Source organism: Pseudofrancisella aestuarii (assembly GCF_003574475.2).
Classification (GTDB): domain Bacteria; phylum Pseudomonadota; class Gammaproteobacteria; order Francisellales; family Francisellaceae; genus Francisella; species Francisella aestuarii.
The window spans coordinates 13,031-35,996 of record NZ_QLIS02000002.1; the positions used below are offsets into that span (position 1 = coordinate 13,031).

Consider the following 22,966-nt stretch of genomic DNA (forward strand, 5'->3'; position numbering starts at 1 on the left):
TATGAAAAAACTAATAATGGGTAATTGGAAGATGAATGGTAATAGTGCTTCGATAAAAGCTTTATGCCAAGAAATCTCTAAAGCTAAATATGACAATGTTGATGTTGCTGTTTTTCCTACAAGTGTTTATGTAAAAGAAGTTAGAGCTCAACTGCCATCAAAAGTAGGTGTTGGTTTACAAAACATTACTTTTTATGATGATGGTGCTTATACTGGCGAAATCTCTAAGGCAATGTTAGAAGATGTCGGTTGTGATTATGTTCTTATTGGACATTCTGAAAGAAGATCTTTATTTGGTGAAACAAACGAAGATGTATTTAAAAAGTTAAAAAAAGTAATTGATACAAATGTTGTTCCAGTTGTGTGTATTGGCGAATCTTTAGCTGATAGAAATGGGGGTAAACTTCAGTCAGTATTATCTGGGCAGTTGGAATTAATACTAAATGGTTTGTCTAAAGAGCAACTAGCTAAAGTTGTATTAGCATATGAGCCTGTTTGGGCAATAGGCACTGGAGTTGTAGCAACTCTTGATCAAGTGCAAGAAACTCATAGTTTTGTTAGATCATTAGTAGCGAAAGTTGATGCTGAAATAGCTAAAAATATAAAAATAGTTTACGGCGGTAGTTTAAAGGCTAGTAATGCTGAAGAAATATTAAAGCTTCCAGATGTTGATGGTGGTCTGATTGGTGGAGCATCACTTGTCGGAGAAGAGTTTAATAAAATAATTAAGTACGCTTCAGCTTGTTAGTTGTAGAGCTTCAATAAGGCTGAAACTACTCCATTAGTCCAGCCAAATCCATCTTGAATGATATATTCTCCACCAGAAGCATCAATATGAGCATTAGAAACATTATATTTTTCTTTTAGCTTTCCTGTTTCTTTATATCTAAGTTTAATTGTATTGAGAAATCTATCAGCTATATCTTTAGCTAGATCATTATAGCCATAGTTTCTTAAACCAATAATTACCTGCCAATGAAGTGGAGTCCAGCCATTAGGGTAATCCCATTGTTGAGAAGTATCTATTAAGGTTGTTGATACGCCACCTTCAAAAACAAACTTATTTAAAGTATTAACTAGTTCACTTGCTTGCTCTTTAGTGGCTATATTAAAGAATAAAGGAGTAGCTCCAGCTAAGCTGAGTACATTTGTGTGATAGTTTTCTTTATGATTAATGTCACAAAAGAAATTTTGCTCCTCTGACCAGAAATCTTTTTGGATTTTACTTTTCCTTTTATTAGCGAGATCTCTATATTTAGATGATTTTTCTAAATCACTAGAGTCTTTAAACCAAGTAGATAATCTTTCTTCAAGGCCAAATAGATAGCAATTTAGATCTATTGGTAGAATATCTGTAGTACAAATTGTTTCAAATTTGCTTACATCATGAAACCAGCGGCTGCTAAAATCCCAGCCTGATTCACAAGCTGCTCTAATATTACGATAAAAATCAGCTTTGTTTGATGCATCTTTAGCGCTATGGATATCTTCCCTATATGACTCTGGTCTTGGTTCAGAAGCTTCATCCCAGTATCTATTTAACCCACCAATACTCCTATTTGTATTCATCCAGAAAGAATATTCTTTTTCAAGCACAGGTAGATATTTGCTGATTCTGCTTATTCCATAATGTTTATATAGAATATCAACTATTAAAAAGAATAGAGGAGGCTGAGATCTTGTTAAATAATAAGTTCTATTTCCATTAGGAATAAACCCAAATTGCTCTACTAAGTATTTGAAGTTATCAGCGATATTTTCTACCATATCTAGCTTATTATCAGCGGCTAAGCCTTCTGCTGTAAAGTAGCAATCCCAGTAATAAATCTCTCTAAAACGACCTCCTGGAATAATGTAAGAATTCGGTAGTTCTAATAAAGAACTTTGAGGATTTTCTTCATCAGCACTCTTTGTTAGAAAATCCCACATTTGTATTATATGTTCATGGAGACTTAGACCTTTTTCTATATCGCTATACTCCTCAGCTTTAGGTAGATGAAAGTTCTCTAAAATAAAATCTTTTAAGTTAAAGTTGTTTTGATTTTTTAAAGCTTTGAAGTCTTTTAGTATTTCTTGAGAATCCCTTTTAGGAGTCATGTCGACAAAAGTTTTGGAGTCAGGAAAACATGGCTCTAACTGTACAGCCTCAAAAAGCTCTCCCGATGTTTGGATTAGATTATTATTTTTAGCTGGCATTTGCTTTTTTATGTAGTCTTGCATAGGGGATAACTAATAAAATTAATAAGCTGATAGGTACTAATATTATATAGAAAGCTACCTCTCCGCCAAGTATAGTAAACAGTTCACTTACAACTCTTGAGCCAATAGTACCTCCAAGAGCCGAGAAAATAATAATTAATCCAGCCATAGAGCTTTGTAAATGTGCAGGCTGACTACTTAGGATGCTTGAGCATAGAGTGGGATATATTGGAGCTATGAAAAAGCCTATCAATGGTAGTAGAGATGCGGTTAGTATAGATAGGTATGACCAGCTATCGCCAGATATATTTTGTGCCATTGGCATAATGATTAATATTAAAACAGCACAGCAGATAAGACCTATAATTACTACTTTCTCCCAGTAAACTTTTTTCATGATAAAACCAGAGGCTATCCTTCCTGTAGCAATGCTAAGTGCAAAAATACTAGCAAATATAACACTAGCATAATCTGAGAGATGTAAAACAGAGTTGTTAAAAGTTGGTAGCCAAGACTGTATACCTTGCTCTATAAATACATAAATAAATATACTTAAGATAAAAACTAATACTATAGGAAGTTTTACTAACCCTAGCATGTGTAAGAAGTCTCTAGTGATTTTAGGTTCTATGGAGGCTTCAATTCTAGATTCATCAAGATTTGTGAAAATAAGTAATATGATAGTTAATAGAGAAATAGCAGCTATGATCCAGTATGTGGTTAACCAAGTGCCACGCTCTATAAAAAAGCTAAAAACAAAATAACAAAGAACTACTCCTATTTGGAAAGTGCCTTCTAACCAGCTTATTAGACTAGCATGTTCTTGGGGACTATTTGTGATAATACCAACTGTAGAGTAGACAGAGACTTTTATTAAAGCAAAAGCTATCCCTACGCAGACAAACATTAGTTTTGTCATCCAAAAACTGTCTAATAAAGGCATAGCAATACAAGCTAGAGTTATAAGAGTTAATCCAATAATCATTGATTTTTTATATCCGAAATGAGGGATAAGAGAAGCTACAAAGAACGAGACTATAGCGATAGTTAGATCTTTACAAGCTTCTAAAATACTTGCTGATACATTTGTGATTCCGTAGTTATTTATCGACTGCAATATAACTATGCCGACGCTATTAAGAAGTATTGCACAAACGAAAAAACACAGGAATAAAGAGAGTTTTATTTGGAAAAATTTCATATTCAAAAAACTTACTAAATAAATTAAGAATAATTCAAAGTGAGCTGGAAATAAACTTTAGCTTATAAATAATAGGTATTTAATAACAAATATATATGGCTGACATAGCTCTGTCTAAGTTGAGATAGTAGTCTATTTCTTTTTGAGTATAATATTTTTTATTTTTCTGAGTGATAAACCATTGCTTAAGAACAGAGAAATAAGTAGTACGAATAAGGCTATAAATGTAGATGGCTCTAACTTATCATCTAAGAAAGTAACGCCTAAAAACAATCCAACAGCAGGGATTAAAAAATTACTAAAAGAAGTAAATACAGCACCAGCTTTTTTGATTAGCTCTATATAGAGTAAGTAAACTATCCCAGCAGCAAAAATTCCTAGAGCTAAGATTGCTAAAATGCTCTTTAGTGATAAGTTGACATTGCTATATACAAAATCATGTTTTATCAAAGCTAGTATAGCGAGCTGTATTGATGCTGAAGTTAGGATTATTTTAGAGCTTCTGATTGGTGGGATGTGAGAGATATTTTTAATAAGGATAAGAGCTATAGCAAAGCTAAAAGCACCTGATAATACAGCTAGGTTAGATATCAGACTCATATTTCCTATATCAACATTAGCAAGTTTGGGTCCAAGTAGTATTACAATAGCTATAAAGCCAAGAATAACTCCAAAAACTTTATTTATAGACATTTCTTCTAATTTTAGAATAGCGACTAATACAATCACAAATAAAGGAACAGTTGAGGTTAGAATAGCGGCAATACTGCTATCTACTTCTTGTTGTCCCCAGATTATAAGAAAAAGAGGAATGGTGGCTTCAAAAAGACCAACTAAAAACAAAATAAAGTAGGTTTTGAAATCTATAGAGGTTTTCTCTTCTTTAGAAAAATACAAAATTATAGAAAGAGTTATTGCTCCAATAATAGACCTAGACATAGCAATTATCACAGGGCTAATATTACTCTCAAGAGCAATGTCATTAAACATAAACTGAGAGCCCCATATCAAAGCTATACTAAATAAGAGAATATAATTAGTTATACTTTTAGATTTCAATTTTTATAATCCTCTTTCTATCATTTAAGTAGCAGTATATAACCATTATAAAAGAGATAAAGCAATAAATAACAGCGTGTTATATGTTAAAATTAATATATAAAGCTTATAGGTAATGTCTAGTCGTATGCATGAATTTTCTTTGTGTCAGAATATAGCAAATATAGTTATAGATAATGCTCAAAAAGAAAATAGGCTAGTTAAAGAAATAGTTTTAAAAGTCGGTGAGCTTGCTGGTGTAGATGTGGAGTCTTTAAGTTTCTGGTTTCCTGTAGCTGTAAAAGATACTGATATAAAGGATGCTAAACTAAGACTTGAGTATCAGAAAGGCAAAGCGCAGTGTAATAATTGTTCAGAAATATATGGTTTATCTCAGCTATATCAGTCGTGTCCTAAGTGTGAAAGTTATGATAAAAAAATCTTAAAAGGGCAAGAGCTATTAGTTGAGTCAATAATTTATAAATAAGAGGGGTGTAATATGTGTACAACTTGTGGCTGTGGTACGAATGATACTCATCATGATCACGATCATCACCATCATAATCATGATCATCATCATGGGCATGATATAGCAAAGCTAGAAAAATCGATACTTGATGAAAATGATAAGTATGCACAGAGTAATAGAGAGTATTTAGCAAATTATAATAGTCTAGCAATTAACTTTGTTTCTAGTCCAGGATCAGGTAAAACATCCCTGTTAGAGAAAACAATCGCAAAATTAAAAGATAGCTTCCCAGTAGTAGTTATAGAGGGAGATCAGCATACAGAGATTGATGCAGATAGGATAAGAAAAGCTGGAGCTCAGGCATATCAGATAAATACGGGCAAAGCGTGCCACCTTGATGCGCATATGGTTGGTCATGCATTTGAGCATTTGGATATTGCAGATAATGGATTTGTGATGATTGAAAATGTTGGGAATCTGATTTGCCCAGCGATGTTTGATTTAGGTGAAAAGCATCGCGTGGCTATTATCTCTACTACTGAAGGTGCTGATAAGCCTTTAAAATATCCAGATATGTTTTTCTATGCGGATACGGTAATAATAAATAAGATTGATCTATCGCCATATGTTGATTTTGATATTGAAGCATGTGAGGCAAATATTAGAAAAATTCGACCAGATGCAAAGATCTTTAAACTTTCTGTAAAAACAGAAGAAGGTTTTGATAGCTGGTTGGATTGGTTGAGATCGTTAAAACAATAATGAATATAAAACTTTCTTATACTTGTGTCTTCTGCTAACTGATAAAACATATAGGAATTTTTAATAATGCATTTTAAAAACATTAATATTAGATGCTGGCAGCAGTTTGAATATATAGATATCTCTTTTCATGATAGATTAACTATCATAACTGGTGCAAATGGAAGTGGCAAAACAACTATTCTTAATTTACTTGCTGAACACGACAATTGGGATTCACTGAAACTTTCCACTCCAAAAAAAGAGGAAGAAACAGGTATTATTAATAGTTCATATAAAAGCAATTCGACTAATTTAGGACAAATAGAATATTCAAATAATAATATCTGTAATATAGAGATGCCAAATTCTAATAGTGTGCAATATCAATTACACCTTAAAAAGCAACAACAAATAAAATGTTTTTACATCCCTTCTCACAGATCTATATTTAGGTACCAACCTTTGGTAAACATTCCAACGGCTAAAAAAAATAAGCAAATGGCTTTCAAGGAAGTCAACAGTTTGAGCAAACAACAATACTCAGGTGGAAAAAATCATTCAGTTAGTTTTATTATGAAAAATACATTAATTGGATGGGCTATCAATGGTTATGGTGTTAATAATAATTATAAAACAATTATGCCTAGAGATTCTGAACAAAGTGATTTTTTTGAAGGTTTTCAAAAAGTATTAAAAGAAATACTTCCTGATACTTTAGGATTTGAAGAAATAGAAATAAGAAACATGGAAATTGTTTTTGTATGTAATGATGGAAAAGATGAGTTTTTGTTAGAAACTGTATCTGGAGGGATAACTGCACTAATAGATATTGCTTGGCAAATATTCATGTTCTCCACAAAAGAAAATGCTGAGTTTACTGTAATAATTGATGAGATAGAAAACCATCTTCACCCAATAATGCAAAGATCTATACTACAAAATCTACTAAATGCTTTTCCAGGAGTAAGGTTTATTGTATCTACCCATAGCCCTTTAGTTGTGGGATCAGTAAAAGACTCTAGTATTTATGCACTAGTATATGATAATAATAGAAAGATATGTTCTAAAAAATTAGACCTACTTGGTGAAGCGAAAACAGCTTCTGAAATCTTAGATGAAGTCCTAGGTGTTTCATTTACAATGCCTATATGGGTAGAAGAAGATCTAAAAGAAATAATTTCTCGTTATAGTAGTACAGCTATAGATAAAAATAGCATGAATCAATTAAGAAAAGACTTATCTGAAATTGGTTTAGAAAAATTATTACCATATGCAATTCAATGCATTGCGGAGGGTATAGATGATTAAAATAGATAGAAAGTTCTGTCCATACCCCAAAGCACTAAAAAATAAAAACTATAAACACCCTACAAACAAGCAAGCTTTAAAAGAGTCTAATTCAGACAAATGTATGTATTGCGAAAGTAAAATATCACATATAGATTATGCACATGTAGAACATATTAAGCCTAAATCTAAATATCAAAATTTAGAGTTTGATTGGAATAACCTAGGATATGCATGTCCTAAATGTAATGTTGAAAAAAATGATAAGTACTATGAAGACTTACCATATATTAATCCATATGAAGAGGAGCCAGCAGACTTTTTCTATGCCTTTGGCAAAATGCTGTTTAAGAAAGATGGTTCAGAAAGAGCAGAAATTACAATTAAAGATATTAATTTAAATAGGCCAGAATTACTTGAGAAACGATTTGAAAAAATAAATAGCATAGAGCGTGCAATAACATCTTGTTATAGAATTAAAAATGCTAGTTATAGAAAAGTAATGCTTGATGAACTTAAAAATGAAGCAAGTAAAGATAAAGAATATTCTCTTTTTATCAAGTCATTTTTTAAACATCATAATTTGGAAGAGTAATTTTTGTGAAGAATAAAAGATAAAAAAGGAGAATCCATGAAAACACTAGAACAAGGGCAGATAGCTCCAAATTTTAAACTAGAAAATCAAAATAATGAACAAGTATCACTTAGTGATTTTAAAGGTAAAAAGAATGTCTTAATTTACTTCTACCCAAAAGCTATGACTCCTGGTTGTACGGTGCAATCTATAGGTTTAAGTGGTATCAGTAAGAAGCTAGAAAAGCTTAATACAGTAGTTCTTGGAATTAGTCCCGATGATACAAAGCGCTTAAAAAAGTTTGAAGAAAGAGATAACTTATCAATACAACTTCTAAGTGATGAAGATCATAAAGTGGCTGAGCTATATGGTGTATGGGGTGAGAAGAAGTTTATGGGTAAAGTGTATGATGGTATCCATAGAATCAGCTTTTTTATTAATAAAGAAGGTAAAATACAACATGTGTTTGATAAGTTTAAAACCAAAGATCATCATGAGATTGTATTAGACTATATTGAAAACTTATAAAGGTTTGTAGTCTTAAGATTAAAGAAAATACTTAATGAGCTATGTTACAAAAATTCTTGTCAACGGTATAGTCCAAGGGGTTGGATTTAGACCCTTTATATATGCTTTAGCTAAAGAACGAGGATTAAATGGCTCTGTGCAAAATACTCCAAATGGTGTCGAGATAGTTCTACAATGTGATGAGCAGGATGCAGATAGCTTTATAAATGAAATGAAAGCTAAACTACCGCCTCTAGCTAATATAGAAACTATTGAGAAGATAGTTTGCCAAACTGAGAATAATTTTACAGATTTTAATATTTTAGAAACTCAGCAAGGTAGCTCTGCTACTAGAATACCTGCTGATACAGCTATTTGTGATTCGTGTTTAGATGATATTTTTAATCCGCAAAGTCGCTATTACTTATATCCATATACAAGCTGCACTCATTGTGGCCCAAGATATAGCGTTATCGAAGATTTACCATACGATAGAGCAAATACTACTTATATTGATTTCCCACTTTGTAATGACTGTCAAAAAGCTTATAGCAATCCTTTAGATAGGAGGTTTCATGCTCAAGCGATAGCATGTCAAAAGTGTGGGCCTGAATTATCAAGCTCATTTGCTGATATTGCATTGGCAATGAACTCATCAAAAATAGTGGCTTTAAAAAGTCAAAATGGTTTTCGCTTAGTAGTGAATGCTTTTGATAATGAGGCTGTACAAAATTTAAGGTTGAGAAAACATCGACCAAATAAGCCTTTTGCTCTGATGGCTTTAAATACTGAGAGTATAAAGAAATATGTTTATGTTAATGAAGTTGAGCAGGAATTATTAGAATCCCAAGAAAGACCTATTGTTATATTAGAGGATAAAAAGAGTTCTAAACTTAGTGAGCAGATAGCGCCAAATCTAAATAAACTTGGGTTTATGCTGCCAGCAACAGGGATGGATTATTTACTTTTTTATAATCTTCTAGGTAGACCCAAAGGCGTTGATTGGTTAAAAGAGGCAAATAATATAGTCCTTGTGGTTACTAGTGCTAATATCTCAGGTGATAGTATTATTGCTGAAAATGAAGAAGCTATAGAAAAGCTGAAAAATATAGCGGATGTTATAGTTACGGATAACCGTAGAATAGCTATGAAAAGTGATGATAGCGTATTACATGTAATATCTGATAAGCCTTTGATGATTAGGCGAGCGAGAGGGTTTGTTCCAAAAGCCATAAAGCTAGCAGAAAACTTAGATAATGTTTTAGCAACTGGGACATTCTTAAAAAATACTTTTTGTTTGATTAATGGTTCACAAGCTTATTTATCGCAATATATCGGAGATATGGCCAGTCAAGACAATATAGATTATTATCATGAGGTTTTAACGCATTATCAGAAGCTATTTAATACAGATATAAAAGCTATGGCTTGTGATATGCATCCTGATATTTATACATCTCAATTTGCTCAAAACTTTGATTTACCGATATATAAAATACAGCATCACCAAGCTCATTTAGCAGCAGTAATAGCGGAGCATGGCTTACAAGGTCAGGCAATAGGTTTAGTTTTAGATGGTTTTGGCTTGGGTGAGGATGGTGTTGCTAGAGGTGGAGAGTTATATTCTTGTGATATTGATAATATAAATTTCAAAAGAGTGGGTGAGTTAGCACCTGTACCATATTTAGGTGGAGATAATGTAGCAAAAGAGCCGTGGAGAATAGCTTTAGCGTTGTGTAAGTTTTATAATATAAGTATACCCACTAGCATTAAAAAGTATAAAGGTTCAGAAGCCTTGGAAAAAGCCCTTGTTAGTAATGATAGCTTACCGGTAACTACAAGTATGGGGCGCATTTTTGATGCTGTATCTAGCCTATTAGATATTTGTCATATAAATACTTATGAAGCAGAGGCAGCAATGCGCTTGGAAGCATTAGCATCAGAGCCTGTATGTAGAAAAGAGTTAGTTAGTATAACTAAGGATAATAAACTGGATTTATCCCTTTTAATAAAAGAAGTTTTACAGGTGGGAGACAAAGCTCAGGCGAGTGATTTATGGCATGGGACATTGGCGCTTGCTATGGCTGAATGGATAGGTAGAGCTAGTGATGAGCAGAGAACATCTACAGTAATTTTAAGTGGTGGATGTTTTCAAAATAAAATATTGTTGAGCCAAGTAATAAAATATCTAAAGCTACTGAATTTAAAGGTCTACATATCTGAAAAAGTACCAGTTAATGACGGTGGAGTTAGTTTAGGGCAAGCATGGTTGGCAGCTAAACTTTTACAAAAGGAAAACAAATTATGTGCTTAGCGATTCCAGCAAAGATTATAGAGCTTAAAGAAGATAATAAAGCTACGGTAAACGTTGGTGGGGTGCATAAAGAAATCTCACTAGCCATAATGCCAGAGAAAGTAGATATAGGCGACTTTGTGATTATGCATGTTGGTTTTGCTTTAAGTAAATTAGACCAAGAAGTTGCAAGGCAAACATTGGCTGACTTTGAAGAAATGCTTGCTAAGGAGTAGGTATAATATGGATTATATTAAAGAGTTTCGAGATCCTAAAGTTGCTGCAAGTTTATTGGCACAAATAAAAGCAGAGGTTAATCCAGAAACTAATTATAATCTTATGGAATTCTGTGGTGGGCATACTCATGCTCTACACCGTTATGGAATACCTGGTTTATTACCAAAAAATATAAAAATGATACATGGACCTGGTTGCCCAGTTTGTGTATTACCTATCGCAAGAGTCGATCAAGCAATATTCTTAGCTAGCCAAGAGGATGTTATATTTTGTAGCTATGCTGATATGCTAAGAGTTCCAGGAAGTCATCAAGATAGTTTGATAAAGGCCAAAGCAAGAGGCGCTGATATCAGAATGATTTATTCTGTAGAAGATGCTTTAAAATTAGCAGAAGAAAATAAAACCAAGAAAGTGATATTTTTTGCTATTGGCTTTGAAACCACAACCCCGCCAACTGTCGTGGCAATAGATATGGCTATTAAGAAAAATTTAGATAATTTTTATATATTTTGTAACCATGTATTAACTCCTGTTGCGATGGAAGCAATCCTAACAGAAGAAGTCAAAATTGATGGTTTTATAGGGCCGTCTCATGTGAGTGTTGTCATAGGAAGTAATGCCTATCATAAGGTAGCTAAGCAATATAATAAGCCAATAGTTATAGCAGGTTTTGAGCCTCTTGATGTTTTACAATCAATCTTAATGCTTGTGAAAATGATTAATAAAAATGAGACAGGTGTTGAAAACCAATATACAAGAGCAGTTGTTCCTGATGGGAATGTATTGGCCCAAGATTTGATATCTAAATATTTACAAGTCAGAAAAGATTTTGAATGGCGAGGTTTGGGTAGTATTGCTAATAGTGCTATGGAGCTAAAGCCTGAATTTTCTAGATTTGATGCAGAGGTTGCATTTGATATTCCTAAGGTTGAGGGGCTAGAGCATAAAGAGTGTGCTTGTCCAGATATTATCAGAGGCTTAAAAGAGCCAAAAGATTGTAAACTATTTGGTGTGGTTTGTACCCCAGAGCAGCCTATGGGAGCTTGTATGGTGTCATCAGAGGGTGCTTGTGCAGCACATTATCAATATGGAGGATAGTTGTGGCTGTAAAGTTGAACTTTAAAAGTGGAGTTGTAGATCTATCAATGGGGTCTGGTGGGAGATCCACTCATAAATTGATAGAGCAGTTGATGAAAAAATATTTTGATAATGAGTATTTGGGTCAATCAGAAGATCAGGCTATTTTGCCGCAGATAAATGGTAAAGTTGCGATGACTACAGATAGTTATGTAATAACTCCATATATATTCCCTGGTGGTAATATAGGTGAGCTAGCTGTGAATGGAACTGTAAATGATTTGGTTGTTGGTGGAGCTAAGCCTTTATATATATCTGTTGGATTGATTTTAGAAGAGGGATTGCCTCTAAAAGATTTAAAAGAGATTGTTATATCTATAGCAAAAGCTGCAGAAAATGCTGGAGTATTTCTAGTAACAGGTGATACAAAAGTAGTCGAAAAAGGTAAGGGAGATGGGATTTTTATAAATACTACAGGTATAGGTGTGGTAAATGAGAATTTCGTTACTCGAGAAATATTGGCTCCTGGAGATAAAATAATTATAAATGGATCAATTGGCGATCATGGTGTGGCAGTGATGTCAAAAAGGCCGGGATTGAGCTTTGACTGTGATGTTAAAAGCGATACAGCTTCGCTAAGTGATCTTATAGATTCGTTATATAAAAATGACTGTAGTATAAAAGCTATGCGTGACCCTACACGCGGTGGGATTGGAGCTACACTAAATGAGTGGGCTGATAAATATAAGATTGGTATAAATATACAAGAAGAATCATTGCCTATTTCTGAAGAGGTAAGTTCAGCTTGTGAATTGTTGGGGTTAGATCCTCTATTTATCGCTAATGAGGGTAAAGTCTTGATTGCTTGTAAATCAGACCAAGCAGAGAAGATTTTAGATTGTCTTAAGAAGCACCCTTTGGGTAGTCAAGCACAAATTATAGCAACTGTTGAAGAGGCTAACTCTCAAGTGGTTATGACGACAGCTTTTGGTGGAAGAAGACGAGTGGATTGGTTAAGTGGCGAACAGCTACCTAGAATTTGTTAGGAGGAAATTATGAGTCACTATTATTTTTTAGCACATGAGAAGCTAGATGATTTAATAGATTATTTTAATAAACAAGGGTATCAGGTGAAGGCGCCAGCTGTACGAGATGATGCTATTGTTTATGATGATATTGATAGCGCTAAAGAGCTGCCGTGGGGATATGTTGATGAACAATCACCTGCTCACTATAAGGTGAGTAAAACAGATAGAAAAGAGGCTTTTGCTTGGAGTGTGCCAGTACAATCAGTTAAGCCAATGCTTTTTGAAGAGAAAGAGCCTCTATGGAAAGTGACGCGTGATGATAGTGGAAAGTTAGCTTTTAAGCAGTGTTTGAGTAATAAAAAATATGCTGTATTAGGCGTAAGACCTTGTGACTTAAGAGCTATAGAAATTCAAGATAGAGTGTTTATAGAAAATGCTTATCAAGATGTGCGCTATAAAGCTAGAAGAGAAGAGATGTTTATAGTTGCTGCAAATTGTACAACAGCTCACAGTAACTGTTTTTGTATCTCTCTAGGCGATGGACCTTATGCAGATAAAGGTTTTGACTTGGCTATGACAGAAGTTGAGGGCGGTTTTGTTGTTGAGTCTGGCAGTGATAAAGGTAGGGATGCGGTTCTAAACTTACAGTTGTTACCAGCTACAGGAGCTCAGACTTATAAAGCAGAACAAAGGGTAAAAGCCGTATATTCAATGCAGGAAAAAAGTATTCCACCTATTGCTACAGTTGAAAAGGCTTTATTTGAAGCACATGATCATCCACAGTGGGATGATGTTGCAGAAAGATGTTTATCTTGTGGTAGTTGTACTCAGGCTTGTCCAACATGTTTCTGCCATACAGAAAAAGAAGCTCCGTCATTAGATGGTAAAGAAAGTGTACATACTAGAGAGTGGGATTCTTGCTTTGGTTTAGATCATAGTTATACTCATGGAGAGCTATATAGAGAAGAACCAAAGCATCGTTATCGCCAATGGCTAACGCATAAGTTCTCTACGTGGCAAGAACAGTTTAGAACAAAAGGATGTGTTGGTTGTGGTCGCTGTATAACTTGGTGTCCTGTCAAAATTGATGTGACTGAAGAAATTAACACTATCTGTGGAGGGAAATAATCATGATTTATCCGCAAGATGCATATCTACCACATGAGGCAGAAATTATAGAATTTATCCAAGATGCGCCAGATATTTTTACATTAAGGTTGCAGTTTGTTGATGAAGATTTGCGTAAAACTTATCAGTTTCAACCAGGTCAATTTAATATGCTCTATTTGTATGGGGTAGGAGAAGTAGCGATCTCAATAGTAAATGATAGAGATTTTAAAACTGATGTCTTTGAACATACTATACAGGTTGTTGGTCGAGTTACAAAAGGCATGGCTAAGCTAAAAGCTGGTGAAAGGATTGGTGTGAGAGGCCCTTATGGTAGCTCTTGGCCAGTTGAACAAGCAAAAGGTAAAGATGTAGTAATCATGACAGGCGGTTTAGGAAATGCGCCACTAGTTGCCGCTACTGAAGAGATATTAAAAGATCGTAATGCTTATGGTAAAGTCTATGTGGTGCAAGGGATTCGCCATTCGGATGGACTAATTTATCAAGATAAATATACACGTTGGAATAATCAGCCAAATACAGAAGTTCTATTAGCAGCAACAGAGGGCGAAGCTCATGGTCCATGGAAATGGTATAAGGGTTTTGTTACAGCAGCAGTAGAGGATCTAAATCTAGATTATAAAAACACTTATGTTATGAGTGTTGGTCCTGAGATTATGATGAAAAATGTAGCCAAATCATTCGCTGATGTAGGAGTTCCTGAGGAGCAAATATTTGTTAGCTTAGAAAGAAGTATGAAATGTGCTATAGGTCATTGTGGTCATTGCCAAATGGGTAAAGAGTTTGTGTGTAAAGATGGTGCGGTATATGCATATCCTGCTGTTAAAGAATTATTATCAATAAAAGGAGTGTAGTTATGTCAGCTCAAGATAAATTAGCAACAATATCTCCTAGACCAAAGATTGCAGTACATAAATTTAGCTCATGTGATGGTTGTCAGTTAGCTTTACTAAATGATGCTGGTTCAGTATTGGTTTTATCACAAATGGTTGATATCGTGCATTTTGCAGAGGCGGGACCTCTAGATGAATTTGCAGACGTTGATATAGCATTTATTGAAGGTAGTGTTAATACAAAGCATGACATTCATCGCCTAGAAAAAATTAGAGAGAAATCTAAATATTTGGTTTGTATAGGTGCTTGTGCTTTAACAGGCGGTGTTCAGTCTCTAAGAAACTATACTGACGCAAAAGAGTTACTTAGATGGCAGCATGATGTTTATCCTCAAGCAACTCAAGTAATAATAGATGAAGATTTACCAACTGCGAAAGCTATCAAAGAATATGTTAACGTTGATTTTGAAATTTCAGGATGCCCAATTAATACGGCCCAAATTTTAAAAGCAATTAGACAATTGCTATTTGGCGTAGAGCCTGAAAAAGTGGTCGATCCTGTTTGTACTACTTGTAAACATGCAGGTGTTGCTTGTGTGATGGTTACAAAAGGTGAGCCTTGTCTTGGACCTGTAACAGCAGATGGCTGTGATGCAATTTGTCCTAAACTTGGTAGAGCATGTTATGGTTGTTATGGAACTTCTAAGTATGGAAACCTTAAAGCTATGACTAGTAAGTTAAAAGAACTAGGTTTATCAGATAAGCAAATTCAAGATAAATACAGATTTATAAATAGCCAAGCTGAGCTATTTAAAGGAGTATAGTTATGTCACAAGAAACTATAATTGAAGTCCCTATATTGGCTCGTGTAGAGGGAGAAGGTGCTTTAGATTTAAGAATTAAAGACGGTAAAGTTGATAAATGCGAATTGAGAGTTTATGAGCCGCCTCGCTATTTTGAAAAATTCCTAGAAGGAAGAGAGCCAAATGCTGTGATCGATGCGGTGGCTCGTATATGTGGTATATGCCCTTTAGCATACCAAGCAGGGTTTTCTAGAGCTTATGAAAGAGCTTTTGATATTACATTGACTCCGTGGATTGAGGAAATGAGACTTTTAATGTTTTTAGGTGAATGGATAGAGTCTCATTATTTGCATGTCCACCTTTTAGCAGCTCCTGATTTTTTAGGATATAGATCAGCAATTGAAATGGCTAAAGACTATCCATTAGAGGTTACACGAGGTGTGAAACTACAACATTTAGGTAATGAAATTCTTAAACTTTTAGGTGGACGTTCTGTACATCCAAATGGTATGAAAGTTGGTGGATTTTATAAAGCTCCATTAGTTAAAGATGTAAAGGCTTTAATACCAAAATTACAAGATGCTTTAAAAGATGCTAAGGATATTATTAATTGGGTTTCTACACTAGATTTTCCAGAGCAAGAGATACCTTTTAAAATGGTAAGTCTAAGACATGAGTCAGAGTATCCAGTATTTTCTAATTATGTGACAACAAGTGATGGTGAATATTTCCATATAGATGATTATGATGATCATTTTAGAGAGTTTCATGCGCCTCAATCTACTGCATTACATTCAACAACTCATGATGGTCAGCCAATATTGCTTGGCCCACTGTCTAGATTAAATCTTAATTTTGATAGACTTCCAAAAGAGATCCAAGATATCGCAAATGCAACAGGTGTGAAGTGGCCAAGTAGAAATATGTTTCATTCTGTAATCGCAAGATCTATAGAGGGGTATTGGGCAATTCAAAGAGCGCTTAAAATCTGTGAGAACTATACATATCCAGAAAAGCCAGATGTTGAGTATACTACAAAAGCAGCTGATGCTTGGGGTGCTGTTGAGGCTCCTAGAGGAATACAAATAGATCATATAAAAGTTGATGAAAATGGCTTAGCTGAGAAGATTAGAATTTCTGCGCCAACTTCACAGAACTTACCTTGTATGGAAGCAAACTTAGTTATGTCTCTAGAAGCTTTTGGTTTAGATAAGCCAAAAGATGAGTTAAGGCTACATGCTGAGATGGTTGTACGAAATTATGATCCTTGTATTTCTTGTTCAGCGCATTTTCTAACTTTAAATCTTGAAGAGGTTTAAGTTTTCTTATGATTTCTAAGATGTCGACAAAGCTGTTTTTTGTTTTAATATCTTTAATAGGGGTGGTTTTCTTATTTGCTGTTTCTAGTAATGTAGGTATTTTAGGAACAATAGCTATCGCTTTTATGCTAGGTCTAAGGCACGGTTTTGATGCAGATCACATAGTGGCTATAGATAATGTGACTAGGCAGCTGGTTAATGAGAATAAAGCTAGTTTTAAGACGGGACTGTTTTTTGCTCTTGGTCACTCAACAATAGTTTTCTTGTTAACACTATTTATAGCTTTAGGTTTTAGTTTTTCTCATATGGAAAATGCTAGCTTTTTAAATATTGGGGCTGTATTTGGTACTCTCATGTCTGTTTGCTTTTTGTTTATAACAGGTAGTATGAGTCTTATTTCTTTGACAAAATTGATTTCTGCAGACTCATCAGAAGTTCACGGACATCAGCATCAGGCAACATCTTTATTATCTAAATTATTTAGACCCGTTGTCAAAACTATTGATAGACCATATAAGATGTATTTTGTTGGATTTTTATTTGGCTTAGGGTTTGATACAGCAACAGAAGTTGCTCTTTTGGGTATGGCAGCGGTTAGTGCAATTAATAATTTATCTATATGGTATATTATGCTTTTACCTATAGCTTTTGCTACGGGAATGATTATTGTTGATTCAGTGGATGCAGCGATGATGTCAAAAGTTTTGAACTTAAATATCAAAGAGAATAAATATAAGCATTATAACATTATCGTTCTATGTATAGTTGTTGTGGCAGCTTATGTTATTGCATCAGTAGAAATGTTTAGCTTATTTAGTGTCGATTCTGTAAAAATGAATGAGATCTTAGGTTTCTTTGATGAAAACTCTTCAGCTATAGGTTTATCAATAGTAATTATATTCTTAATTTTGTTCTTCATGAAAATGAGTTATCAAAAGGTTAAACGCTAGTTAGATGATGTTTTTTGCTTTTATATTAATATTTATTTTAGTAAGTATAGTAAGCTTAAAAACGCAGAGAAAAACAAACTCATCACAAACATACTTTGTCGCAAATAAAGAGATAGGAATGTTTGCACTTATCGCTACACTTGTGATGACTGAATTAAATACATCAACGCTATTGGGCTTTACATCCTTAGGTGCTATCTATGGTAGTTCAGCAGTCTCTTTAGCATTGGTATTTTTAGTAGGTTTACTGTTTTATGCTATTAGTGTTGCAAAAAAGTGGAAGGGGTTTGATGGGGTATCAGTAACTACTTTCTTTAAAAGAAGATATAACAATACTATAGGCTATATTGCAGCTAGTATTTTACTTGTGGCGATGATTGGCTTTAGTGCTAATTATATAAAGTCACTCACACTTATTTTTATGCCTCTTTTTCCTAGTTTAAATGAATGGGTTCTAAGTGGTATTTTTTGTATTGTAATGTTGGTTATTAGTCTAAGAGGTGGTATTAGAACAATCATTCGTTTAGATATATTAAGCTTTTTAATAACTATAGTTGTGGTGCCGTTATGGTTATATTATGCGGTATCTTTTGAGGAAGTCTCAGATGTCGTCGTTCATACAGAGAGTTTTTCTACTTCGGTGTTAATATCTTTAGTTATCATAACAATGTTTACTTATATTCTTGCACCATGGTATGGTCAGAAAATGTTTACAGCTAAAACCTCAAAGGTGGCATTTCTATCAGTTATAGTTGCAGCTATATTAATAACTCTAATCTATGGGATAGCTATTTTATCGGTTAGTTTAGTGGCTAAGAAGATTGCTATAAACATTCAGGCACAAGAGGTTTTTCCTTATTTAATTAATCATCAACTGCCAAAATTCTTACAGGGCATAACATACGCAGTTTTATTCTTTATAGCCACGACTACAATTGTGGGAATATGGAATACTATCAGTTCTATTGTTGTCGCACATAATCATAAGGCTATTCACAACACTTCTTTAAAAAGGAGTATATTTATTACTCTTGGAGTGGCTTTACTAACATATCTTTTAGCAAATCTTTTTATTGATCAAATCTTTGAGAAAATGGTTTTGATGAATATTCCTATTTCAGCTTTAGCCTTTTCATTATTAGGAGGATTCTTTTGGAAGAGGGTTAATGTATTAGCAAGCTTGATTAGTATTGTAGTAGGTGTAGCTGGAGGAGTTTTTTGCTATTTCTATTTTGGCGAGCAAAATTATATGTGGTACTGGGCGATGTATGTTATCCCAAGTAGTTTTCTAAGTGGAGTTGTTTTTACATTTATAGGACAGCCCTTTTTTAATAAGGAACGTATTTAATGGGTAGGGTACTTGTTTTAGGGATAGGCTCACCATTTGCAGATGACCAATTTGGTTGGTTAGTAGCAGATCAGTTAGTACAAGAGTTAGAATCTTGTAATGATTTGGTTATTGAAAGTGTAGATAGGCCCGGTTTAAATTTGTTGAATTATCTAAATAATGGCTATGAAAGAATTCTGTTAGTAGATGCGGTATATGCAAAAACAAAACCAGGAACTTTTTATCATTTTAAAGCGGAGCAAATATTGAGTTTTGATGGGTTTCTATCGTCTCATAGCATTGGTGTTGCACCATCATTAGCTTTAGCACAGGCTTTAGGTATGAATATTAGTAACGTTGAGTTTTTTGGGGTAGAAATTGAGAGGATTTATCAAAAAGATGAGGAGATTTCTGAGGTAGTAAAAGAAGCTATACCATCTATGGCTACTCTTATTAAAGAGAAGCTTGGTAAATAAAGTCTTAGGCGATGAAGACCTTGCCAAAAATATAAAAATAGTGTATTTTCTTAGCTTACAGTTTAGTATTCTAAATGTATCTTACTTAGCAATGAAGTAAGATGTTTTATAAAAAAAGAATTAATTAGGCAAATAAATTATGTACGAAATTGTTTTAACTATAGACATTATTGCTGCAATTGCGATTGTTGCGCTAGTATTATTACAACAAGGAAAGGGCGCTAATATGGGCGTTTCTTTTGGTGCTGGATCATCAAATACAGTATTTGGTAGTAAAGGTGCAGCATCATTTTTATTTAAACTAACAATATTTTTCACAGCTTTATTTTTTGTATGTAGTCTTGGGTTAGGTTATTTAGGGAAAAGCTCTAAAGCAGAAGCACCTGTAGATGATGCTGGTCAAATAGCTTCACAATATGACTATAGCCAATATCAAGACAAATATGGTCAAAAAGATACTACAAAAACTCCAGATAAAAAGGCTGACTCAGCATCTAAATAATTTTCTGCACTGGTGGTGGAATTGGTAGACACGCCATCTTGAGGGGGTGGTGTCCGCAGGACGTGCGAGTTCGAGTCTCGCTCAGTGCACCATGGATTAATTTCTCAAAGTTTCATATAGTCTTATAAATCCTTTAAAACAAAGTGTTTTAGCTTTTTAATAGTTTTATAAAGTCTTATTTGGTTTCATTGAAGCCAAATTTAAGTTGTAAGGCTAGTTGTAAGGCTGAGAAAATATTTTGTTTTTTCTTGGTATGTTTAAAAGCTAAGATATATTTAGTATTAGAGCGATTTTGGTAAGTACAAGTTACCAAATTGGCATCTATTAACTTTTAGTCATGTGTTTAAAATTTATTGTTACCCGAAGAGTTATGTTAAAAAAACAAAGGAGTAATAATAAAATGGGCAAATTGACTAAAAAAGAAATAGATAGTATTAAACACTCAGGCTCAATCAAAAGCATTGAAAGATATAAAGATATCAATAATCTTTATTTAGAGGTAAAACCAAGTAATGCTAAGAGTTGGTTATATAGGTATCAATTTAATGGAAAGCCAAAGAGTATAGGGTTAGGAGGTTATCCGAATATATCTTTATCTCAGGCTAGAGAATTAACTAATGAATATAATAAAGTTAAAGCTCGAGGTGTAGACCCTAAGATACAATTACAACAATCAAAATATGAGAATACTAAGGAGTTTCAGGAAGTCGCTGATAAATGGTTAGAAAAGAAACAAAAAGAGTGGTCAACAGCCACCTATAAGAAATCTAGAGGTTATTTATATAATGATATATTGCCTATATTTAAAACTAGAAATATAAATGAAATAGAATATATAGAAATAGCTAATTTTTTAAAAAGATTTAAAGATACACCAACTAAGCAAAATAAGATCAAAATAGTATTATCTGGAATATATCAATTAGCAAAAGCATACGGATTATGTGAGGTAAACCATATAAATAGTGATTTAGGTATAGTCATGGAAAGGCAAAGAGCAGAAAGCTATCCCTTTATTCATCCAATAGATGATAAAGAAAACTTATCTAAATTATTAAATGATATTGATAATTATCATGGTAATTACATAGTGAAGAAAGCTTTACAACTAGCTCCATATTTAGCTTTTAGACCTAATATGATAGTTAGCCTTAAATGGAGTGATTTTAGAGAAAAAGAAGGGTTATTAGTAATAGAAGCTGAAAATATGAAAATGAGAAAAGAGTTTAAGCAACCACTAAGTGACCAAGCATTTAATATACTAATGGAATTAAAAGAATATACAGGTACAAGCGAATACATATTTAGTAATAGAAATGGTAAGCATATAACACCAGATAGTTTAAGAGTTGCTATACAAAGGGGTTTGGGATATATAGGCAAAGATAAGCCAAAATTTACTACTCACGGTTGGAGACATGTAACAAGTACAGGACTATATAATTTACAACGTAAATATAGGTGGCAAACAGAAGCTATAGAAATGGTATTAGACCACCAAGAAAGAAATAAAGTCAAAGCAGTATATAACAATTATGACTACTTAGATGAAAGAAAAGAAATATTATCTGTTTGGGCAAGTTTTATAGATGATATAAAACAGAATGGTAACATTATAGACTTTGAGAAAGTGAGTTAGTATATTTATATTATATTTAAATCTTAAATTAATACTTCAAAGATGACTGTTTCAAATAGATTTAAATTCTTAAAAAATCAAGAATATCTTACAATTGCAGAAGTTGCAGAAATCCTTACAGTGCTTAAGATTCAAAATGAGCCAACATATAACGAATCTATAATCCTTTTAAAAGATGCTCATGATAGAGGTTTTAATATAGAGGTTATAGGAAAAGTTATAAATAAGTATATAGTTCAATGGGTAGGAGATAATAATGATTATAATCGTGATTATAGGTTACAATCAGAAACTAATCAGATATATGATTTAGAAGAGCTACATGTAGCAGATACTCAGTACTATAAAATAAAAGAATTTTTTATTAAGTATTATGATGGTTGCGGTGAACCATATTTTTATGGATTCTTTTATAAAAAATCAAATTTAGATGAAGCTATAAAAAATGATTTCTATGTAAAAGTAATTAATTTAAGTAGTCAGTTTCCAATTTTAATTGATATATTATTAGGTCCTAAGTCTGACTATATTAGAATAAAGACAAAGGATTTTTTCTCCATATTAGAAAGTAAATATAATTGTAATGAAGAATTGTTAAATAGTGAACAAAGTACAGAAGAGATAATAGGTAAGATTGTAGAGCCTATAGATTGCTTGAATTTTATAAAACAAGTTATAAATCTTTGTGAACCAAAATATAACGAATCTGAAAATACAAGAAAAACAGAAAAAAGTGATGTAAAGGGTAATATAATAAGTTTAAGTAAGATTGATATTAATACGTGGGTAAAAAATATTATTAAAATTAACAACACTATAGATGAAAAATTACGTGATGAATCCAAGAAAATCCAGTCTGGAAAAAAGACAACTCCTATATATACTAATTTCACAAAATATGTTTTAGAAAAATATTATAAAGAAGGTGATAAATTAGTATTAATTAATTTAAGTAAATTTATTGTTGCATATAAGCAAGATAAAAGTTCAAGACTAACAACTATAGATAGTGTCCAACGTAGTATTCAAAATGGAGATGGTTTAGAAATATCAAAAAAATATGATCTTAAATTAGATAAAAATTTTTTCAATAAAGATAAATCAAATGTTTTATCAAAAATTATTTTAAATAAATTCTAAATTTTTTTAGTAATTTTAAAGTCCTTTATACATCTTGTTTTCCATGCTTTTTAGTAAGTCGTTTTTACTAATTTCGCCAATTTTCTTCCTATGTTATTGATGAGAGAATCCCACTTAGATCCAAGATAGTTTTACTTGGATCTAAGTGGCTTTGTAATTATTACAGGGCTTAAATTTAACATCCTAAAAATTAAG

23 protein-coding genes and 1 tRNA gene are annotated in these 22,966 nt (G+C 33.0%); 21 read left to right on the forward strand and 3 right to left on the reverse strand.

The features are described 5' to 3' along the window. Nucleotide 1: 1 nt before the first annotated feature. On the forward strand, nt 2-748 hold the full coding sequence (gene tpiA / locus DNK87_RS04035) for a triose-phosphate isomerase (RefSeq protein WP_119329638.1): 747 nt from the start codon (nt 2-4) through the stop codon (nt 746-748). On the opposite strand, the gene DNK87_RS04040 is transcribed toward tpiA, so the two are convergent. The 3 genes from DNK87_RS04040 to DNK87_RS04050 form a co-directional block, all read right to left on the reverse strand. Beyond that, nucleotides 745-2,220 (reverse strand): trehalase family glycosidase, encoded by a 1,476-nt coding sequence (locus DNK87_RS04040; protein ID WP_244614608.1) that lies wholly within the window; start codon nt 2,218-2,220, stop codon nt 745-747. The two genes, tpiA and DNK87_RS04040, sit on opposite strands and share 4 nt — an antisense overlap. Further along, the gene (locus tag DNK87_RS04045; protein WP_119329639.1) at nt 2,186-3,400 is read right to left on the reverse strand and encodes an MFS transporter; all 1,215 of its coding nucleotides are present in this window, start codon (nt 3,398-3,400) and stop codon (nt 2,186-2,188) included. Before DNK87_RS04045 ends, DNK87_RS04040 begins: the two co-directional genes overlap by 35 nt. Before the next feature lie 132 nt (nt 3,401-3,532). Beyond that, nucleotides 3,533-4,459 carry a DMT family transporter gene (locus DNK87_RS04050; protein ID WP_119329640.1) on the reverse strand — a complete coding sequence of 309 codons (927 nt, stop codon included), beginning with the start codon at nt 4,457-4,459 and terminating at the stop codon, nt 3,533-3,535. A gap of 115 nt (nt 4,460-4,574) precedes the next feature. Between DNK87_RS04050 and hypA the strand changes: the two genes are divergently transcribed. The 20 genes from hypA to DNK87_RS04150 all read left to right on the forward strand — a co-directional run bounded on the left by hypA (nt 4,575) and on the right by DNK87_RS04150 (nt 22,771). After that, nucleotides 4,575-4,925, forward strand: a complete 351-nt coding sequence (gene hypA, locus DNK87_RS04055; protein WP_119329641.1) for a hydrogenase maturation nickel metallochaperone HypA — start codon at nt 4,575-4,577, stop codon at nt 4,923-4,925. A gap of 12 nt (nt 4,926-4,937) precedes the next feature. Then, nucleotides 4,938-5,669, forward strand: a complete 732-nt coding sequence (gene hypB / locus DNK87_RS04060) for a hydrogenase nickel incorporation protein HypB (protein ID WP_119329642.1) — start codon at nt 4,938-4,940, stop codon at nt 5,667-5,669. Between the two features lie 66 nt (nt 5,670-5,735). After that, on the forward strand, nt 5,736-6,959 hold the full coding sequence (locus tag DNK87_RS04065) for an AAA family ATPase (RefSeq protein WP_119329643.1): 1,224 nt from the start codon (nt 5,736-5,738) through the stop codon (nt 6,957-6,959). After that, entirely contained in the window at nt 6,952-7,533 is a 582-nt protein-coding gene (locus DNK87_RS04070) for an HNH endonuclease (RefSeq protein ID WP_119329644.1), read from the forward strand. Before DNK87_RS04065 ends, DNK87_RS04070 begins: the two co-directional genes overlap by 8 nt. 36 nt (nt 7,534-7,569) lie before the next feature. Then, complete coding sequence (bcp, locus tag DNK87_RS04075; protein ID WP_119329645.1) at nt 7,570-8,040, forward strand: thioredoxin-dependent thiol peroxidase; 471 nt, start codon at nt 7,570-7,572, stop codon at nt 8,038-8,040. Nucleotides 8,041-8,074: 34 nt separating this feature from the next. Beyond that, on the forward strand, nt 8,075-10,333 hold the full coding sequence (gene hypF / locus DNK87_RS04080) for a carbamoyltransferase HypF (protein WP_119329646.1): 2,259 nt from the start codon (nt 8,075-8,077) through the stop codon (nt 10,331-10,333). Beyond that, a complete protein-coding gene (locus DNK87_RS04085) occupies nt 10,324-10,548 on the forward strand; it encodes a HypC/HybG/HupF family hydrogenase formation chaperone (RefSeq protein ID WP_119329647.1) in 225 nt (74 codons plus the stop codon). The genes hypF and DNK87_RS04085 overlap by 10 nt, the downstream gene beginning before the upstream one ends. Before the next feature lie 7 nt (nt 10,549-10,555). Further along, nucleotides 10,556-11,647, forward strand: coding sequence for a hydrogenase formation protein HypD (gene hypD, locus DNK87_RS04090; protein WP_119329648.1), 1,092 nt, complete (start codon nt 10,556-10,558; stop codon nt 11,645-11,647). 2 nt (nt 11,648-11,649) lie between these two features. Beyond that, nucleotides 11,650-12,672, forward strand: a complete 1,023-nt coding sequence (gene hypE, locus DNK87_RS04095; protein ID WP_119329649.1) for a hydrogenase expression/formation protein HypE — start codon at nt 11,650-11,652, stop codon at nt 12,670-12,672. A 9-nt stretch (nt 12,673-12,681) separates the two neighbouring features. Continuing rightward, on the forward strand, nt 12,682-13,782 hold the full coding sequence (locus DNK87_RS04100) for a 4Fe-4S dicluster domain-containing protein (protein ID WP_119329650.1): 1,101 nt from the start codon (nt 12,682-12,684) through the stop codon (nt 13,780-13,782). Between the two features lie 2 nt (nt 13,783-13,784). Then, complete coding sequence (locus DNK87_RS04105) at nt 13,785-14,636, forward strand: FAD/NAD(P)-binding protein (protein WP_119329651.1); 852 nt, start codon at nt 13,785-13,787, stop codon at nt 14,634-14,636. Between the two features lie 2 nt (nt 14,637-14,638). Continuing rightward, nucleotides 14,639-15,439: an NADH-quinone oxidoreductase subunit B family protein gene (locus DNK87_RS04110; protein WP_119329652.1), complete on the forward strand. Its 801-nt coding sequence runs from the start codon at nt 14,639-14,641 to the stop codon at nt 15,437-15,439. 2 nt (nt 15,440-15,441) lie between these two features. Beyond that, nucleotides 15,442-16,737: a Ni/Fe hydrogenase subunit alpha gene (locus DNK87_RS04115; RefSeq protein WP_071663352.1), complete on the forward strand. Its 1,296-nt coding sequence runs from the start codon at nt 15,442-15,444 to the stop codon at nt 16,735-16,737. A gap of 8 nt (nt 16,738-16,745) precedes the next feature. Beyond that, nucleotides 16,746-17,687, forward strand: coding sequence for a HoxN/HupN/NixA family nickel/cobalt transporter (locus DNK87_RS04120; RefSeq protein WP_244614610.1), 942 nt, complete (start codon nt 16,746-16,748; stop codon nt 17,685-17,687). A gap of 7 nt (nt 17,688-17,694) precedes the next feature. Continuing rightward, complete coding sequence (locus DNK87_RS04125) at nt 17,695-19,035, forward strand: sodium:solute symporter family protein (RefSeq protein WP_159240212.1); 1,341 nt, start codon at nt 17,695-17,697, stop codon at nt 19,033-19,035. After that, the gene (locus tag DNK87_RS04130) at nt 19,035-19,490 is read left to right on the forward strand and encodes a hydrogenase maturation protease (protein WP_119329655.1); all 456 of its coding nucleotides are present in this window, start codon (nt 19,035-19,037) and stop codon (nt 19,488-19,490) included. The genes DNK87_RS04125 and DNK87_RS04130 overlap by 1 nt, the downstream gene beginning before the upstream one ends. Nucleotides 19,491-19,629: 139 nt before the next feature. Then, nucleotides 19,630-19,992, forward strand: a complete 363-nt coding sequence (secG, locus tag DNK87_RS04135) for a preprotein translocase subunit SecG (protein ID WP_119329656.1) — start codon at nt 19,630-19,632, stop codon at nt 19,990-19,992. Between the two features lie 6 nt (nt 19,993-19,998). Next, nucleotides 19,999-20,084: transfer RNA gene (locus DNK87_RS04140), tRNA-Leu, on the forward strand. A gap of 308 nt (nt 20,085-20,392) precedes the next feature. Further along, a complete protein-coding gene (locus DNK87_RS04145) occupies nt 20,393-21,631 on the forward strand; it encodes a tyrosine-type recombinase/integrase (protein WP_159240214.1) in 1,239 nt (412 codons plus the stop codon). A gap of 42 nt (nt 21,632-21,673) precedes the next feature. Continuing rightward, nucleotides 21,674-22,771, forward strand: a complete 1,098-nt coding sequence (locus DNK87_RS04150; RefSeq protein ID WP_119329658.1) for a hypothetical protein — start codon at nt 21,674-21,676, stop codon at nt 22,769-22,771. Nucleotides 22,772-22,966: the final 195 nt, after the last annotated feature.

Bases quoted from the DNA above. Each gene is read 5' to 3' on its own strand.
- tpiA (WP_119329638.1), top strand. From the start codon at position 2: ATGAAAAAACTAATAATGGGTAATTGGAAGATGAATGGTAATAGTGCT.
- DNK87_RS04040 (WP_244614608.1), bottom strand. From the start codon at position 2,220: ATGCAAGACTACATAAAAAAGCAAATGCCAGCTAAAAATAATAATCTA.
- DNK87_RS04045 (WP_119329639.1), bottom strand. From the start codon at position 3,400: ATGAAATTTTTCCAAATAAAACTCTCTTTATTCCTGTGTTTTTTCGTT.
- hypA (WP_119329641.1), top strand. From the start codon at position 4,575: ATGTCTAGTCGTATGCATGAATTTTCTTTGTGTCAGAATATAGCAAAT.
- hypB (WP_119329642.1), top strand. From the start codon at position 4,938: ATGTGTACAACTTGTGGCTGTGGTACGAATGATACTCATCATGATCAC.
- DNK87_RS04065 (WP_119329643.1), top strand. From the start codon at position 5,736: ATGCATTTTAAAAACATTAATATTAGATGCTGGCAGCAGTTTGAATAT.
- DNK87_RS04070 (WP_119329644.1), top strand. From the start codon at position 6,952: ATGATTAAAATAGATAGAAAGTTCTGTCCATACCCCAAAGCACTAAAA.
- bcp (WP_119329645.1), top strand. From the start codon at position 7,570: ATGAAAACACTAGAACAAGGGCAGATAGCTCCAAATTTTAAACTAGAA.
- hypF (WP_119329646.1), top strand. From the start codon at position 8,075: ATGAGCTATGTTACAAAAATTCTTGTCAACGGTATAGTCCAAGGGGTT.
- DNK87_RS04085 (WP_119329647.1), top strand. From the start codon at position 10,324: ATGTGCTTAGCGATTCCAGCAAAGATTATAGAGCTTAAAGAAGATAAT.
- hypD (WP_119329648.1), top strand. From the start codon at position 10,556: ATGGATTATATTAAAGAGTTTCGAGATCCTAAAGTTGCTGCAAGTTTA.
- DNK87_RS04100 (WP_119329650.1), top strand. From the start codon at position 12,682: ATGAGTCACTATTATTTTTTAGCACATGAGAAGCTAGATGATTTAATA.
- DNK87_RS04105 (WP_119329651.1), top strand. From the start codon at position 13,785: ATGATTTATCCGCAAGATGCATATCTACCACATGAGGCAGAAATTATA.
- DNK87_RS04110 (WP_119329652.1), top strand. From the start codon at position 14,639: ATGTCAGCTCAAGATAAATTAGCAACAATATCTCCTAGACCAAAGATT.
- DNK87_RS04115 (WP_071663352.1), top strand. From the start codon at position 15,442: ATGTCACAAGAAACTATAATTGAAGTCCCTATATTGGCTCGTGTAGAG.
- DNK87_RS04120 (WP_244614610.1), top strand. From the start codon at position 16,746: ATGATTTCTAAGATGTCGACAAAGCTGTTTTTTGTTTTAATATCTTTA.
- DNK87_RS04125 (WP_159240212.1), top strand. From the start codon at position 17,695: ATGTTTTTTGCTTTTATATTAATATTTATTTTAGTAAGTATAGTAAGC.
- DNK87_RS04130 (WP_119329655.1), top strand. From the start codon at position 19,035: ATGGGTAGGGTACTTGTTTTAGGGATAGGCTCACCATTTGCAGATGAC.
- secG (WP_119329656.1), top strand. From the start codon at position 19,630: ATGTACGAAATTGTTTTAACTATAGACATTATTGCTGCAATTGCGATT.
- DNK87_RS04145 (WP_159240214.1), top strand. From the start codon at position 20,393: ATGGGCAAATTGACTAAAAAAGAAATAGATAGTATTAAACACTCAGGC.
- DNK87_RS04150 (WP_119329658.1), top strand. From the start codon at position 21,674: ATGACTGTTTCAAATAGATTTAAATTCTTAAAAAATCAAGAATATCTT.